At 71.2% G+C, this 15,971-nt stretch carries 13 protein-coding genes and 2 tRNA genes; 6 read left to right on the top strand and 9 right to left on the bottom strand.

The window, feature by feature from the left end:
• Position 1: 1 nt before the first annotated feature.
• From ACWF62_RS18165 to ACWF62_RS18145, 5 genes are all read right to left on the bottom strand, one after another.
• Complete coding sequence (locus ACWF62_RS18165) at positions 2–643, bottom strand: response regulator (protein WP_378507005.1); 642 nt, start codon at positions 641–643, stop codon at positions 2–4.
• Positions 640–1,812, bottom strand: coding sequence for a sensor histidine kinase (locus ACWF62_RS18160; protein ID WP_452630862.1), 1,173 nt, complete (start codon positions 1,810–1,812; stop codon positions 640–642). The genes ACWF62_RS18165 and ACWF62_RS18160 overlap by 4 nt, the downstream gene beginning before the upstream one ends.
• 76 nt (positions 1,813–1,888) lie before the next feature.
• Complete coding sequence (locus ACWF62_RS18155; RefSeq protein WP_452630861.1) at positions 1,889–3,376, bottom strand: DUF4153 domain-containing protein; 1,488 nt, start codon at positions 3,374–3,376, stop codon at positions 1,889–1,891.
• 97 nt (positions 3,377–3,473) lie between these two features.
• Complete coding sequence (locus ACWF62_RS18150; protein ID WP_378507002.1) at positions 3,474–4,487, bottom strand: HAMP domain-containing sensor histidine kinase; 1,014 nt, start codon at positions 4,485–4,487, stop codon at positions 3,474–3,476.
• Positions 4,484–5,164: a response regulator transcription factor gene (locus ACWF62_RS18145; protein ID WP_378507001.1), complete on the bottom strand. Its 681-nt coding sequence runs from the start codon at positions 5,162–5,164 to the stop codon at positions 4,484–4,486. The genes ACWF62_RS18150 and ACWF62_RS18145 overlap by 4 nt, the downstream gene beginning before the upstream one ends.
• Before the next feature lie 149 nt (positions 5,165–5,313).
• Between ACWF62_RS18145 and ACWF62_RS18140 the strand changes: the two genes are divergently transcribed.
• From ACWF62_RS18140 to ACWF62_RS18125, 4 genes are all read left to right on the top strand, one after another.
• Positions 5,314–6,714, top strand: a complete 1,401-nt coding sequence (locus tag ACWF62_RS18140; protein WP_452630883.1) for an acyl-CoA dehydrogenase family protein — start codon at positions 5,314–5,316, stop codon at positions 6,712–6,714.
• A 28-nt stretch (positions 6,715–6,742) separates the two neighbouring features.
• On the top strand, positions 6,743–7,948 hold the full coding sequence (locus ACWF62_RS18135; RefSeq protein WP_378507000.1) for an acyl-CoA dehydrogenase family protein: 1,206 nt from the start codon (positions 6,743–6,745) through the stop codon (positions 7,946–7,948).
• 141 nt (positions 7,949–8,089) lie between these two features.
• Positions 8,090–8,443, top strand: a complete 354-nt coding sequence (locus tag ACWF62_RS18130) for a VOC family protein (protein ID WP_378506999.1) — start codon at positions 8,090–8,092, stop codon at positions 8,441–8,443.
• A 104-nt stretch (positions 8,444–8,547) separates the two neighbouring features.
• Entirely contained in the window at positions 8,548–10,176 is a 1,629-nt protein-coding gene (locus ACWF62_RS18125) for an acyl-CoA synthetase (RefSeq protein ID WP_378506998.1), read from the top strand.
• Here ACWF62_RS18125 and ACWF62_RS18120 read toward each other — a convergent pair.
• A complete protein-coding gene (locus tag ACWF62_RS18120) occupies positions 10,162–11,118 on the bottom strand; it encodes an NAD(P)/FAD-dependent oxidoreductase (RefSeq protein ID WP_378506997.1) in 957 nt (318 codons plus the stop codon). The genes ACWF62_RS18125 and ACWF62_RS18120 overlap by 15 nt on opposite strands.
• A 132-nt stretch (positions 11,119–11,250) precedes the next feature.
• On the bottom strand, positions 11,251–12,054 hold the full coding sequence (locus tag ACWF62_RS18115) for a CPBP family intramembrane glutamic endopeptidase (RefSeq protein WP_452630859.1): 804 nt from the start codon (positions 12,052–12,054) through the stop codon (positions 11,251–11,253).
• 162 nt (positions 12,055–12,216) lie between these two features.
• On the opposite strand from ACWF62_RS18115, the gene ACWF62_RS18110 reads away from it, so the two are divergent.
• Complete coding sequence (locus tag ACWF62_RS18110) at positions 12,217–14,391, top strand: LuxR C-terminal-related transcriptional regulator (RefSeq protein WP_452630858.1); 2,175 nt, start codon at positions 12,217–12,219, stop codon at positions 14,389–14,391.
• A gap of 64 nt (positions 14,392–14,455) precedes the next feature.
• Here the strand turns inward: ACWF62_RS18110 and ACWF62_RS18105 are convergent.
• Both ACWF62_RS18105 and ACWF62_RS18100 read right to left on the bottom strand, forming a co-directional pair.
• A tRNA-Met gene (locus ACWF62_RS18105) sits at positions 14,456–14,529 on the bottom strand.
• A gap of 225 nt (positions 14,530–14,754) precedes the next feature.
• Positions 14,755–14,828 (bottom strand) — tRNA-Met (locus tag ACWF62_RS18100).
• Positions 14,829–15,331: 503 nt separating this feature from the next.
• On the opposite strand from ACWF62_RS18100, the gene ACWF62_RS18095 reads away from it, so the two are divergent.
• The gene (locus tag ACWF62_RS18095; protein WP_452630857.1) at positions 15,332–15,925 is read left to right on the top strand and encodes a transglycosylase family protein; all 594 of its coding nucleotides are present in this window, start codon (positions 15,332–15,334) and stop codon (positions 15,923–15,925) included.
• Positions 15,926–15,971: the final 46 nt, after the last annotated feature.

Here is a 15,971-nt window from a genome sequence, read left to right as displayed (position 1 = left end):
CTCAGGCGTGCCGGTGCGCGAACACCGCCAGCCGCACCCGGTTGTCGCAGCCGGTCTTGTCCATCAGGTTCGACACGTGCGTCTTGACGGTGGAGACCCCGAGATGCAGGCGGTCGGCGATCTCCTGGTTCCCGAGGCCCTCGCCGACCAGGGTCAGCACCTCGCGTTCCCGGTCGGTCAGCTCGGGTCCCCGGTCCGGGCCGCCCGACCCGGCGAGCCGGGCCGGGTCGACCGCGCGTTCCACCAGCCGCCGCAGCACATCCGGGGAGAAGGGCAGCTCCCCGGCCGCGAGCCGACGGATCGCGGCCAGCAGATCCGCCGGGGCGGTGTCCTTGACCAGGAAGCCAGCCGCCCCGGCGGCCAACGCCGGATACAGGTGATCGTCATCGTCGAAGGTGGTCAGTACCAACACCTTCGGTGACGCGCCCGGCCCGGCGATGCGCCGAGTGGCCTCCACCCCGTCCATGCCGGGCATCCGCAGGTCCATCAGGATCACGTCCGGGGACAGTTCGGCGGCCAACCGCACCGCCTCCACCCCGCTCGCACCCTCACCGACCACTTCCAGGTCGTCGGTGGAGTCGCACAGCATCCGCAGCCCGGCCCGCACCAGCCGCTGGTCGTCGACGACGAGCACCCGGATCATCGGTCGCCCTCCCCCGCCGCGACGGGCAGCCACGCCCGCACCCGCCAGGTCCCGTCCACGGGACCAACATCGAGGCTGCCGCCCGCGAGGGTGACGCGTTCGGCCATCCCGACCAGGCCGTGCCCACCCGATGGTGTTGCCGTGCCTGCCCTGACGCGGCTGGCGACCTCGGCGGTGACACCGGCACCGGACCGGGCGACGACCACCGACACCGGTCCCCCCGGATCCGCATGCCGCATCACGTTGGTCAGCGACTCCTGCACCACCCGCAGCAGCGTGAGCCTGCCGATCGCGTCGAGCCTGCCGAGGTCGGAATCGAGTTCGACGGACACCGCGAACCCGGCGGCACCGACCCGGTCGGCGGCGGCGGTCAGCTCGGCCGGCACCGCGTCGGCCTCCACCAGCGCCACCTCCCCGAGGACCGGGTCACGCAGCGCGACGAGCAGTCCGCGAATGTCGGCGAGCGCGTCGGACGCCGTCGCGTGCACGTCGTCGAGGACCGCGCGGGTCCGCGGATCCTCGTCGGCGACCACGTGCCTCGCGACCCCGATCCGCAGCACGATCGACGCCATGTGGTGGGCCACCAGGTCGTGCAGCTCCCTGGCCAGCGCGCCCCGCTCCGCGGCCCGGACCCGCGCCGCCTCGTCCGCGCGCCGCGCCTCGGCCGCGGCGGCGCGGGACCGGTACGTCGCGGCGAGGTCCCGCTGCGCCCGCAGATACAGCCCGAGCAGCAGCGGCAACCCGACCACCGCGACGGTCTCGACGGCGGTGGCGGGTCGCCAGAACTCCTCGTAGCTCGAGGTGGCGATGCCGGCGAGCACCGCCGCCGCCCAGCAGACGGTCGCCGCCACGATCGGTGCGGCCGCGTGGGTCCGCATCGCGACCTCGGCAACGGCAACGGCCCCGAGGTACGGCACCAGCCCGGCCAGACCCCACGCGTGCGCCGCGAACATCGGCACCGCAAGCGCGGAGAGGGCCAGCGACACCGGGAGCGGCCACCGGCCGCCGAGCAGGAAGACCGCGGCAGCCGCCACCGCGACGACCCAGTAGCCCGCGGGCACCCGGTACGCACCGGGAAACGTGCTGGCGAGCAGCAGCAGCGGCACCAGCACCAGGGGAACGATGCGCCCCAACGACGACAGGTCGCGGCGCGCGAGAGTTCCGTTCACCCGTCCACGGTAGGCGCCGACCGGATTTCGGGACCACTCCCCGGGCCGGATCGCCCGATGTCCTCACTCACCTCGGCTACCACGTGGCGTCGGGGCCCGCGCAGACCGCGTTCCGGTCGACGGGTCGCTCGCGCAGGATCTGCCGCGCCGCGGACCGGGCGGCGTTGACCTGATACCAGGGGTCCGCCGGCACCGACGTCCCGATCAGCGCGCACGAGCGCACCGGTTCCGGCAGCCGGTCCAGCGCAGGCACCGCGTCCGTCGACAGGCCGCGCAGGTAGCCGATGTCGATCGCGCCGGTCCGCTGGTACCGGTCGACGTTGCGCTCGGCGATGTATCCGTCCGGGTTCAGTGCCGCGAACGCCAACAGCGCGGCCACCCCGGAGCCGAGCACGAGGCGAGGCAGCCGCCCACCGCGCATCCGGATTCCGGCCAGCAGCAGGAGCAGGAACACGCCGCCGAGCCACAATTCGACAACCGAGACCCCGAGCCGCAGCCGAGTGAACCCGAAGGCGCTCTGGTACAGCGACATTCGATGCAGAGCCGATGCGACGACGACGAGCGACAGCAGGCACAGCGCCCCGAGCAGGAGGCGGGCGAGCATCCGGTCACGGGCCGCCCGCCGGTCGATCCGGCGGACCGCGACGGCGATCACGATCAGCGTCAACACGCTCACCGCGCACAGCTGCCAGAATCCCTGGCGCGCATAGTTCGCGTAGGTCAGGTCCGCGGTGCCGCGCACGTGCCCGTCCCCGCCGAACAGCACCCGCGCCTGCACCGCGACGAACACACCGAACAGCACATCGAGCGCCGCGAGCGGTACCGCCCACTCCCACCGCGGCACCGGTCGTCCCGCGGCCGGGGCGAGCGCGTCCAGCCGCGGTGGGCGGCGCCGCAGGTAGGTCACGGCGAGCGTCGCGCCCGCGATCAGCAGGCCGAGCAGGATCCGACCGACCGGGGCATCGACCCGGACCGTCGGCACCGCCCCGGACAGCAGCCTGCCGAACTCGGGGTCGGCGCCGGCGAACAGTGCCCCGAACAGCGCGACAAGCAGGGCCGTCAGTGCCGCCACCGCCGCCGCCCTGCCGTACCGGGTTCCGCCACCGGGCGCGGCGCGGCGCCGCGCGCGTCCGCGCCGGACCCAGCCCCCAACGCGGGGCAGCGCCCGCGCTGCCGCGGTCGGCGCCAGCGCGACCCCGGTCCAGGTGCGGACGTCGAGCAGGGCGACGGAGGCGACCGTCCAGGCCGCGACAACGCACGCGGCGACAAGGATGCCGTTGTCGCGCACCGTCGCAACGGCGAGCAGCAGCACGGCGACCGTCGCCGCGAGCAGATGCGTGCGGGTCGGGCGCGGGCGCACCGCCGCCAGCGCGGTGGCCGCGACGGCGAGGCCGGTGATCGGGTAGGCGATGCTCGGCGCGCCGAGCGTCGCGGCCGCGAGGACGCCCGCGCCAGCGGCGCCTGCGACGGCCGCCGCTGGCGCAACGGAGGTGCGGTCGGGGCGCCACGCACGCGACGCGGCGCGTCGGCGTGCCGGTGCGGATGCGAGTGCGGGTGTGGTCATGGTGGGCTCCATTTCTCCCACCCCGGCCGGGAGCCGGGCAGGGGTCATCGCGGGACGTGCGGCCCGAACGGGTCACGCCCCGAGGTGTTCTCGTGTCTCAGGCCTGCACGATGCGCCCGGCCTTCGCCGGCGCCGGGACTTCCACTCGGATGCAGCATCCGGTCTCGGTGTCGAGCACCCCGATCCGGCCGCCGTGCAGTTCGACGGCCCAGCGGGCGATCGCGAGGCCGAGCCCGGTGCCGCCCCCGCTCGCCCCTCCGCGGCTGAACCGTTCGAAGACGCCCGCCCGGTCCTCCGGCGCGATGCCGGGGCCGTCGTCGTGGACGTCGACGATCAGGGATCCGGCCGCCGCGCCCGCCGTGGCGCGCACCAGCACCTGCGTTGCCGCCCCGTGCCGCAGCGCGTTGTCGATCAGGTTCGCGACAACCTGGTGCAGCCGGGCGGTGTCGGCGCTCGCCCGCAGCGTCACCGGGCGCACGTCGAGCCGGATGTCCACCGGGACAGTGGGATCGGCACGCTCGTCGATCACCGCGCGGAGGAAGGGGGCGATCTCAACGCTGTCGCGGTGCACCGGCACCACACCGGCCTCGAGCCGGGACAGGTCGAGCAGGTCGCGCACCAACGCGCCGAGGCGCTCGGTCTGGTCGAGCGCGCTGCGCAGCGTGGCCGGGTCGGGTGCGGCGACGCCGTCGACGACGTTCTCCAGCACCCCCTGCAGCGCCGCGATCGGGGTCCGCAGCTCGTGCGAGACGTTCGCGATCAGCTCGCGCCGGTAGCGGTCGTCGGCCTCAAGGTCCTCCGCCATCTGATTGAACGCCCGTGCCAGTTCCCCGATTTCGTCGCGGGAGGTGGCCCGGACCCGGCGCGACCAGTCGCCGGTCGCCATCGCTCTCGCCGCCGCGGTCATCTCGCGCAGCGGCGACGTCATGCCGTGGGCGAGGACCTGGGTGACCACGAGCGAGACGAGCAGCGCGGCACCGAGCGCGAACCGGAACTGCCAGTCCGAGGCGAACCAGAACGTCACCGATGCCGCGAAAACCGACGCCACCACCAGCAGCCCGGTCTTCACCTTGAAGGAGCCGAACGGGTCCAGCGGCCTCGGCAGCCTCATCGCGGCACCTCGACGGCATAACCAACGCCGTGCACGGTCCGGATCAGGTCGCCGCCGAGCTTGCGGCGCAGCGCCTTGACGTGACTGTCGACGGTGCGGCTGGTCGCGCCCCCACCCCACCCCCACACGTGTTCGAGCAGCGAGTCCCTGGCCATCGCCGCGCCGGGTCGGGCGGCGAGGTGCGCGAGCAGGTCGAACTCGGTGCGGGTCAGGTGCACCTCGTCGTCGCCGCACCGCACGCGCCGGGCGCTCAGGTCGATGGCCACCGCGCCGACGGTGAGGACCTCGACGTCCGGTCCCGGCGTCGCCCGCTCCACCCGTCGCAGCAGCGCGGCAACCCGGGCCACCAGGACCCGCATGCTGAACGGCTTGCTCAGGTAGTCGTCGGCGCCGACGCCGAGCCCGATGACCATGTCGGTCTCCTCGGCTCGGGCGGTGAGCATCAGCACCGGAACCGGCCGCTCGGCCTGGATCCGCCTGCACACCTCGAGGCCGTCGAGGCCGGGCAGCATGACGTCGAGGACGACGAGATCCGGGCGCAGGGACGCGCACTCGCGCACCGCCGCAGGCCCGTCGTACACCGTCGACACCGTGTACCCCTCGGCCCGCAGGCGGGCGGTGAGGGCGTCGGCGATGGTCCGGTCGTCCTCGACGACGAGCACGGTGCGCTGGGTCATGGTGTCGACGGTATCGCCCGGATGTGGGAATCCCGGGCGGGAGTTGTGAAGGTTCGGTGGAGGCGCGGCCGCGATTCCGGTGTACTCTCGACGCCACTCCTTACTCCAGAGTAAGATAACGACCGTCCAAGACCGAACACCGGGAAATGGTGATCATGAGCAAGCAAGACGTTGTGAGAATGAACGGCGCACCCCGCGACACCTCCGCGGTCGGCCTGAATCCGGTCAAACGCGACGCGATGGGCGCCGCCATGCGCGTGCTGACCAAGATCACCGGCTCCGACCTTGCCGAGAAGTACAACCTCCGCGAGCCGATCAACCGGGTCACCTACGAGGGCACCAAGACCGGCTTCAAGACGCTCGGCGCGGCGACCCGGACGTTCGCCAAGGTCTCCGGCGGCGGCAAGCCGACCCGGCTGCCCGCAGGCGAGGCGAAGAAGGCCGACTACTTCGACCTGACGCCGACCGACGAGCAGCAGATGATCGTCGACACGGTGCGCGACTTCGCCGCCGAGATCCTGCGCCCCGCCGCGCACGACGCCGACGAGGCTGCCGCCTCGCCCGCCGACCTGGGCAGGCGGGCCGCGGAACTCGGCATCACGCTGATCAACGTCCCCGAGGAGTTCGACGGCGTCGCCACCGAGCGCGGCGCGGTCACCAACTCACTCGTCGCCGAGGCCCTCGCGCACGGCGACATGGGCCTGGCCCTGCCGATCCTCGCGCCGAGCGGTGTCGCGGTCGCGCTGACCCAGTTCGGCTCGCAGGCCCAGCAGCAGACCTACCTGCCGTCGTTCACCGGCGAGAACGTCCCCGCGGCCGCCCTGGTCGTCACCGAGCCACGCGCCCTCTTCGACCCGTTCGCGTTGCAGACCAAGGCCGTTCGCTCCCCGAGCGGCTACCGGCTCAACGGCGTCAAGTCCCTGGTCCCCGCCGCAGCAGACGCCGAACTGTTCATCGTCGCCGCCGAACTCGACGGCAGGCCCGCCCTGTTCATCGTCGAGTCCGACGCGAAGGGGCTCGTCGTCGAGGCCGATCCGAGCATGGGGCTGCGGGCCGCCGGGCTCGGCCGGTTGAACCTGACCGACGTCGCGGTCCCCGAGTCCGCGATCCTCGGTGAGGGCGACGCGGACCAGCGGATCGCCGACTACGCCGACGCAATCCGTCTCGCCCGCCTCGGTTGGGCGTCGCTCGCCGTCGGCACCGGGCAGGCCGTCCTCGACTACGTGATCCCCTACGTCAACGAGCGGGAAGCGTTCGGCGAGCCGATCAGCCATCGGCAGGCGGTCGCGTTCATGGTCGCCAACATCGGCATCGAGCTCGACGGCCTGCGGCTGGTCACGCTGCGTGGCGCGTCCCGCGCCGAGCAGGGCCTGTCGTTCGGCCGGGAGGCGGCGCTGGCCCGCAAGCTCGCCACCGACAAGGGCATGCAGATCGGCCTCGACGGGGTGCAGCTGCTCGGCGGCCACGGCTTCACCAAGGAGCACCCGGTCGAACGCTGGTACCGGGACCTTCGCGCCATCGGCGTTGCCGAGGGCATCGTCCTCATCTGAGCCGAACGCCGCCACAGGAGAACAGATCATGATCAATCTCGAACTTCCCAAGAAGCTGAAGGCCTCCGCCAACCAGGCACACCAGGTCGCCGCGCAGATCCTGCGCCCCGTCTCCCGCAAGTACGACCTCGCCGAGCACGAGTACCCCGTCGAACTCGACACGATGGCGGCGATGGTCGAGGGACTGAACGACTCCGGCACCGGGGCCTCGGGTGCCGCGCTGGGCCGCGGCGACGCCCCCTCGGTGATCGGCAACGCCAACGGCGGAAACATGGCGTCGCTGATGAACGTCATCGAAACCTGTTGGGGCGACGTCGGCCTGACGCTGTCCATTCCCTATCAGGGCCTCGGAAACTCCGCGATCGCCGCGGTCGCCACCGACGAGCAGTTGGAGCGGTTCGGCAAGGTGTGGGCCTCGATGGCGATCACCGAACCCGGCTTCGGTTCCGACTCCGCCGCCGTCACCGCGACCGCCGTCCTCGACGGCGACGAGTGGGTCCTCAACGGCGAGAAGATCTTCGTCACCGCCGGCGAACGGTCCAGCCACATCGTGGTGTGGGCGAGCGTCGACAAGTCGAAGGGCCGCGCCGCGATCAAGTCGTTCGTGGTGCCCCGCGACGCCCCCGGCCTGTCCGTGGCCCGGCTTGAGCACAAGCTCGGCATCAAGGCGTCCGACACCGCGGTGCTGCTGCTGCAGGACTGCCGGATCCCGAAGGACAACATCCTCGGCGACCCGGAGGTCAACGTGGAGAAGGGCTTCGGCGGGGTCATGCAAACCTTCGACAACACCCGCCCGATCGTCGCGGGCATGGCGATCGGCCTCGGCCGCGCCGTCCTTGAGGAACTGCGCGGCATCCTCGCCGAGGCGGGCGTCGAGGTCTCCTACGACATCCCGGCCAACAACCAGCACGCCGCCGCCGCCGAGTTCCTCGCGATGGAGGCGGACTGGGAGGCTGCGTACCTGCTGGCACTGCGCGCGACCTGGATGGCCGACAACAAGAAGCCGAACTCGCTCGAGGCGTCAATGTCGAAGGCGAAGGCGGGCCGCACCGGCACCGCGGTCTCGCTCAAGGCCGTCGAGCTGGCGGGCACCGAGGGCTACTCGCAGCGCCCGCTGCTGGAGAAGTGGGCCCGGGACAGCAAGATCCTCGATATTTTTGAGGGAACGCAGCAGATCCAGCAGCTGATCGTGGCGCGGCGACTGCTCGGCAAGTCGTCGGCCGAGCTGAAGTAGCCGGACCCGACCTCCTTGCGCATCCTCCTTCGCCGCGGGCGACGGAGGATGCGCCGTCGGCGGGACACACCGTTCCGCCGACCCGCGCCTCAGGCGATCGCCGCCTAGCCTGGATCTCACATCGATCCGAGGAGGCGCCACATGAGCGACCACGACGTCCGAATGATCATCCTGTCGACCGACGATCTGGACGAGTCGATCCGGTTCTACCGCGACACCCTTGGCATGCCACTGAAGTTCCGCGACGGCGCCCACTTCGCCGCCCTGGACGGCGGGTCCGTCACCCTCGCCCTCGCGACCGCCGTCGACCACCCGATCCACGGGCAGGTCGTCGTCGGCATCAAGACCGACGACGTCGACGCGGCGGCGCGGGCCGTCGAGGCCGACGGCGGCGGAATCGTTAAGGGGCCCTATGACGACGCCCACGAACGCCGTGCCGTCGTCTACGACAACAAGGGCAACGGGCTGGTGTTCTACAGTCCACTGCCCCGCTGACCACACGGACACCGCGCCGCACCCTGCCCGGCCTGCCTCCACAAGGTGCGGGCACCGACTACCCTGTGACCCGACCCACACCGGATCGACTCTCGGGAGACGCGATGCCAGCCATCCTGACCAAGCTCACCGATTCGCTCGGCGCCGTCCGGGTGATGATCCGGTCGGGTCTGGTCCCGATTCCCCGACTCGACCACGGCATCGCCTCCATCCGCGCGGTCCACCGGTACGGACCGTTCGCCGGGCCGGTGCACGCGCATGCCGCCGCCGGGCTCGACGCCGTCGCGCTGGTCGACGAACGGGGGCAGGTCACCTACGCGCAGCTCGAGGCGCAGTCGAACGCGCTGGTACGGGCCTGGGCCGCGGACGGGATCACACCCGGCGCCGTGCTGGGCGTGATGTGCCGCAACCACCGCGGTCTGGTCCTGACGATGCTCGCCGCCGCGAAGCTCGGCACCAAGCTGGTGCTGATGAACACCGGATTCGCGGCCCCCCAGCTGGTGGATGTCGCTGCCCGCGAACAGGTTCGGGCCTTCATCCACGACGAGGAGTTCGCCGTGGTCGCGGCGGGGCTCCCCGACCAGGTGCGACGCTACCTGGCATGGTGCGAGGGCTCGGAGTCCGCGGCAACGCCGAGCCTCGACACCCTGATCGACGGGCGGCCCACCGACCCGGTTCCAAGCCCGCCGGTGCACGGCAGCTTCGTGCTGCTGACCAGCGGCACCACCGGCACCCCGAAGGGCGCGCCGCGGGAGCGAACCTCCCCGCTCGCCTCGGCGCAGTTCCTCGACCGGGTCCCGCTGCGTCCCGGCCAGACGATGGTGATGACGGCACCGGCATTCCACGGCACCGGCATCTCCCAACTGGCGCTGGCACTCTCGCTCGGACAGACGGTGGTGCTGCAACGCCGGTTCGACCCGCTGCAGACGGTGAAGTTGACCGCCGACCACCGGGCCGACGTGCTTGTCGTGGTCCCGACCATGCTGCAGCGGATCGTCGACCTCGGCCCGGACGTGCTGGCCGGGTACGACACGACGAACCTGTCGATCGTCTTCGCGGCAGGGTCGGCGATCTCCCCGGACCTGTGCAGGCGCACCACCGAGGCGTTCGGGCAGGTGCTGCACAACCTGTACGGGTCCACCGAGGTGGCGGTCGCGACGGTCGCCACCCCGGCGGACCTGGCGTTGGCCCCCGGCACCGCGGGGCGTCCACCGGTCACCTGCCACGTCGCGCTGTACGACGATGCGGGCGAACGGATCACCGAACCCGACACGGTGGGCCGGATCTTCGTCTCCAGCGGACTGAGCTTCAACGGGTACACCGACGGGCGGGACAAGGAGCGGATCGACGGGCTGCTGTCCACCGGCGACGTCGGGCACATTGACCGGAACGGACTGCTGTTCGTCGACGGCCGCGACGACGACATGATCGTCTCCGGCGGCGAGAACGTGTACCCACTCGAGGTGGAGAACCTGCTCGCCGAGCACCCGGATGTCGCGGACGCCGCGGTGATCGGCGTCGAGGACGCCGAGTTCGGGCATCGGCTGCGCGCCTTCGTCGTCTCGGCCTCGGGCGCCGAACCCGACGCCCAGGCCCTGCGGACCTTCGTCAAGGAACACCTCGCGCGGTACAAGGTGCCGCGCGAGGTGGTCTTCCTCGACGAGCTGCCCCGCAACGCCACCGGCAAGCTGGTGCGGCGGGACCTGTACGAGCGGGAACTACCCGACGCGTGACCGGTCGAGGGCGGCCTCGACGTCCTGCTCGATCAGCGCGGCGTTGATCATCGCCCCGGTCTGCACACCGCTCGCGGCGGCCGAGATCACCTGCGCGCGTGGGTCGATGACATTGCCCGCCGCCCACACGCCCGCCACCGGCGTCGCGCCGGTGGGGTCCACCGCAAGATGGGTTCCCAGCACCTCGCCCGCCATCTCCTGCGCGACCGGTTTGATGCCGAGGCTGGCCAGGAAGTCGACGCGGGCGGTGAACCGGGGCGGAACCACGACCGCATCGCGGGCGACCGGGCCGCGCCCGTCGACCAGGACCGCGGTGAGCCGGTCGTCGGCCACCTCGAGTCCCGCGACGGCACCGTCGATCACCTCGATGCCGCGGGCGGCGAGGCGGTCGAGATCGGCACCTGCGAACGCGGGCGCGGTGTGGGCGAACACCACCACGTCGGCGCTCCATTGCCGCCACATCTGCGCCTGGTGCGCGGCGAGCGCCGGGTGGGTGGCCAGGATGCCGATCGCGCGGTCCCGCACCTCCCAGCCGTGGCAGTACGGGCAGTGCAGCACGTCCCGCCCCCAGCGGTCGCGCAGCCCCGGCACGTCGGGGAGCTCGTCGACGAGACCGGACGTGACGAGCACCTGCCTGGCCGCGACCTCGCCGCCGTCCGCGAGCACCACCCGGAACACCCCTCCGGCACGGCGGACATCGACCACCGCGCCGGAGATGAATTCGCCGCCGTACCCGGCGATCTCGCCGCGACCGATCCGCAGCAGGTCCAGCGGGTTGGTGCCCTCGCGACCGAGGTAGTTGTGCATGTGCTCGGCCGACGCGTTGCGGGGTGCGCCCGAGTCGACCACCAGCACCGACCGGCGGGCCCTGGTGAGCGAGAGCGCTCCCCCCAGGCCGGCGGCCCCGCCGCCGACGATCACCACGTCGTAGCTGTCGTTCATGTGTCCTCCCTTTGCCGTGATTCACCCCCACTCTCCGCGGGACGAATCGCTTCGGCAAACCGGCTTGCTGAAAGAGCAAGAGGAGGGTGTGAGAACCGGCGCCCCATTCTCACGGGTGGTCGTGGCGATTGATCACAGGGCGATCAGTGCCGCGCCGCCGACGATGGAACCGGTGAACATGGCCCAGTCGTTGATGATGTGCGCGCCGGTGGAGACCCACAGGTTCTTCGTGCGGATGTAGGCCAGCGTCAGGACGAGCCGGGCGCCGCCGATGACGATGAGCGCCTGCGCGAAGTTCCAGTCGTAGGTGGGCAGGTGTGCCGCACCGAACCAGACCGCGCTGATCAGCCAAGCGAGGACGATCGCGGTCTTGCGGCTCACCTTCGCCTTCGCGTACAGGAAGTACAGCAGCGCGAGGAACGGCAGCATCGTGAAGATCTCTTCGCCGAGCAACTGGATGCCGGTGCCGAGATAGAACGCGGCGATGTCGAGCGCGCCGCCCATGTTGTCGGTCGCCTGATTGGCCGACGAGCCGAACAGGGCCTTCACGATCAGCCCCAGGGCTCCCGTCACGACGAGGTTGAGGGCGGCGAAGCCAAACATGAGGAGCACGTCGCGTCCGGTGACCCGGCGGAACAGGGCGGTCCAGTGGTCGCGGGTGACCAGGGCGAGCACGGTCAGCGGGATCACAACGAACAGGATCCGAGGGATCAGGCCGACGATGTTGTTCGGGGTGGGAATCTGGGTCAGGGCGACAAAGCCGACCGCAACGGACACCCACACGGCGATCCACTGACCGACCGTTATGGTCGTCGGCTTCCCGTTGTAGAACGGGAAGTCGGCGTCGTCGTCGCGTTCGATCCGGCGTCCGAATCGCTCGGTGGACGGCGCCGACTCGTGACGGGCGTGTTCTGCGGACTGATGCGTGTTGCTCACGGGGTCCCTCCTGAATTCCGCTCCCGGCCCGATGTTCTCGATCATGTCGGGCTCACCTGTGAGCGTAGGGCGCATCCGCGACGTCGACCCCACCCTGGAGCAGCAATCACCCAGGTGATTCCCGAGCAGCAACACCCTGGAGAATGTGCCGTGATGTATCCCGTGACGAAATTCCGCCCGCCGACCACCGGCCCGCGGTCGATCCTGCGCCTGGACGTACTCGCCCTGCTGGACCGCCCGGCGCGGGCGGTGGTGGTCCGCGCACCCGCGGGCTACGGCAAGACTACGGTGATCACGCAGTGGCTCCACCATCGGAACACGACGCGGCCAGTGTGGGTCAGCCTCGATGACGACGACAATGATCCGGGCGTGCTCTGGGGCGCCATTGCCGCGGCCGCCTCGGCGGCCGGACTCCACACCAAGGCGGATGCGAGTTCCGGCGAAGTACGGGCGAACATGATCGTGCCACTGCTCGACGCGTTCGCCGGATCACCCGGCAGGTGGACTCTCGTCCTCGACGACGCCCACCTCATCACCCGGGAGCAGACGCTCGCGAGCCTCGACTGGTTTCTCGGCCGAATCCCGGAGAACCTCACCGTGGTCGTCAGCACCCGGGTTCCGCTCGAACTTCCCACGTTCGCGCGCCTGCGGGCGCGCGGGGACGGCATCGAACTCTCGTCGGGGACGCTGCGCCTCGGCACCACGCAGATCGCGGATCTCCTCGGCGGCGCCCACGACCTGCACTTGACCGCCGACGACGTGCAGCGCATCGACGACGCGACCGACGGCTGGCCCGCCGCCGTCTCGCTCATCGGATCGGCCATGTCCCATGGGCAGTCTCTGTCCCGCGTGGTGTCGCAGCGGCCGGACGACGACGCCGCGCTCGGCGCCCTGGTCCGGGAGGGGTTGGCGGGCAGCACCCGCGACGACTACGACCTGCTCCGCCGCATGTCGGTATTCGAGCGGTTCGACGCGACGATCCTCACCGAGATCCTGCAGAGCGACCGAGCCTGGACGGTGGCGATGGACGTCGCCGACGCCACCGGTCTGATCGCGGCCCTGGACGACGACGGCTGCTGGTGGCGACTGCATCACCTGGTCCGGGAGCGCCTCCACGCCGAACTCGGTCGGGTGGACCCGGCCGGACGGCGCGAGTTGCACCGGCGGGCGGCCGGGCACTTCGAGCGGGCCAACGACGTGACCGCGACGATCCATCACCTGCTTGGCGCCGAGGACTACGACACGATCGCCGACATCCTGTCCAACGTGCGCGCCAACTCGGTCGTGCCGCGGCAGTCACTCGGATTGAGCTGGCTTGAGCGGATCCCCGTGTCGGCGCTCGAACGCGATCCGCGCCTGGCGTTCTGGGAGGCGTGGGCAAGCGCGACCGGGGGTGACGCGGCTCGCCGCGATCGCGCCCTCGCCCGGGGCCGTCTCGCGTCCCCGACTAGGCCGGTCGACGCCTTCCGCAACTGGGACGACGTCGAGGACTTCATCCATGGGTCCGCCTGCTACGACGACGTCGGCAGCGCCCGGCGGGCCGGGGAGCGGTTCCTCTCCCGATACGACCCCGCCGTCCCACTGGTCCCGTTGGCAGAACTGCGGCTGGCGACGATGCTCTACCTGGAGGGCCGCTGCGCGGAGGCACTCGAGGTGCTCGACCGACTGGACCAGGGACCTCCCCTCACTCGTCCGCTGCGGCTGTTCGTCCCCGCCTACCGCGCGTTGTGTCAGCTCGAGCTCGGCGACCGCGCGGCGGCGGCCGTCGCGGTCGAGCGATGCGCCCAGGCCCGCATCGCGTTCCGCATCGGCCCCGACCCCGTCTACCTGCCCGCCGAGCATGCCCTGGCCCGGCTGCAGATCGAGCGGGGCGATCCCACGCTCGGACTCACCACGGCCACGAGCGCCCTCGAATGCGCGCGTAGCGGCGGGGGCGACACGGTGCTCGTCGTGCCACACCTGCTGATCGAGGTGGCGCGGGCACACCTTGCGTTGGGGAACCGGGACGAGGCGACCGTCGCACTCGGTCGCGCGGAGGAACTGTGCACCGGCGCCGTCGATCCGGGCGCCCTGCCGGCTCGGATCGCGGCGCTGCGCGAGAGGTTCCGACTGCACCGCACCGACCTCGGCCACCGCGAGGCCCTGAGCCGTCGCGAACTGGAGGTTCTCGCGCTGCTGCCTACCCCACTGAGCGCCTCGGAGATCGCCTCGGAACTGTTCGTCTCGGTCAACACCGTCCGCAGCCACGTGAAGTCGATCCACCGGAAGCTCGAGGTGACGTCGCGGGCCGACGCGGTGGTCGCGGCGCGGCGCGCTGGCCTCGTCGGCGCGCGGTAGCGACCAACCGACAGCGGATACGACGAAGGCCCGGTCTCGTAGTGAGACCGGGCCTTCGTCTTCGTAGCGGGGACAGGATTTGAACCTGCGACCTCTGGGTTATGAGCCCAGCGAGCTACCGAGCTGCTCCACCCCGCGCTGCATTGACCACTGTACACGAGTTCCAACCGGCTCCAAATCGCCCCGCCCCCGCCGGCAAAACCCCTGTGCACAGACCTTTCCCCGCACCAACACCGAGGATCGACGCCCAACACCCCCGCACACCCCGCAGAACCCGTGTGCACATGACTTCGCGCGCACACCCGGGCCATGCGCCAACAACGACGAAGGCCCGGTCCTACTGGACCGGGCCTTCGTCTTTCGTAGCGGGGACAGGATTTGAACCTGCGACCTCTGGGTTATGAGCCCAGCGAGCTACCGAGCTGCTCCACCCCGCGCTGCAGAAACGAAGTTACACGGTCGCATGAACGGAACACAAATCGCCTGGACGCCGTCACCCGAATCGCCCGCCCGCCCGACAATCCGCGCCGCGCGGCCCGGTCGAGACCCGAAACCCTGTGGCGCACTTCACGAGAACCGGGTGATCCCCACCACATCACGACGAGGAAACGGTGCGGGCACGGATTCGCAACCCGCCGGGATGACCAGGCGAAATCACCGCTACTCGGTTGACTTGCCTTGCGGCAGCCCGAAGTTCGACGGGGATGCCCCGCAGCGAATTGTTGGCTAGCGTCGCCGTCGGCCCGAAACGACCGGGCCCAGCCGACCCGCCGCTGCTCGACATCTGCCCCGCGGGATCGGAACCCCGAAACCTTCGAGGGGCAGGGACGGCGAGCCAATCGCGACGCCTGGCGACGAACAGCAGTCTGTCCGCCACGGCCGTTCGATTTCCAGCGCACTGGCGCGGCCCCGTCGGCACGCGCGGAGAGGATTCACCCGCATGACTCGCTTCACCCCCGCCCGCACCCTGGGCGCCGTCGCCGCGACCGCTGCCCTCGCCGCGCTCCCGATGGCAGTGGGCACCACCACCGCCTCCGCCGCCGCCTACGACTGGGACGGCGTCGCACAGTGCGAGAGCGGCGGCAACTGGTCGACCAACACCGGCAACGGCTACTACGGCGGGCTGCAGTTCTCGCAGAGCACCTGGGCCGCGAACGGTGGGTCCGGCTCGCCGCACAACGCGTCGAAGGCCGAGCAGATCCGGGTCGCGGAGAATGTGCTCGCCACCCAGGGCGTCGGCGCATGGCCGCACTGCGGTCAGTACCTGACCACCGCCGCCGCTCCCGAGCCCGCGCCCGCTCCCGCTCCCGCGCCGGTACCGGCACCGGCACCGGCACCGGCACCCGAGGTTCCCGCCGCTCCGGCCGTCGGAACCCTGCCCGCCCTGCCCGAGAACTTCCCCGCCCCGACCGCCGACCAGGTGCAGCAGGCCTCCGACGCGGCCGTCGCGGCGGCCGACCGGTACGGCTACGGCAACCAGGTGCGCGACCTGATCGCCGCCAACAGCATCTACCTCGCCGGGCTCACCCGCTGACGCAACGGCCACACGACGAAGGGCGCCCCGCCGATCCGATCGGATC

This window comes from Rhodococcus sp. NPDC054953 (genome assembly GCF_053609225.1).
This window is presented reverse-complemented; position numbering and strand designations above follow the sequence as displayed.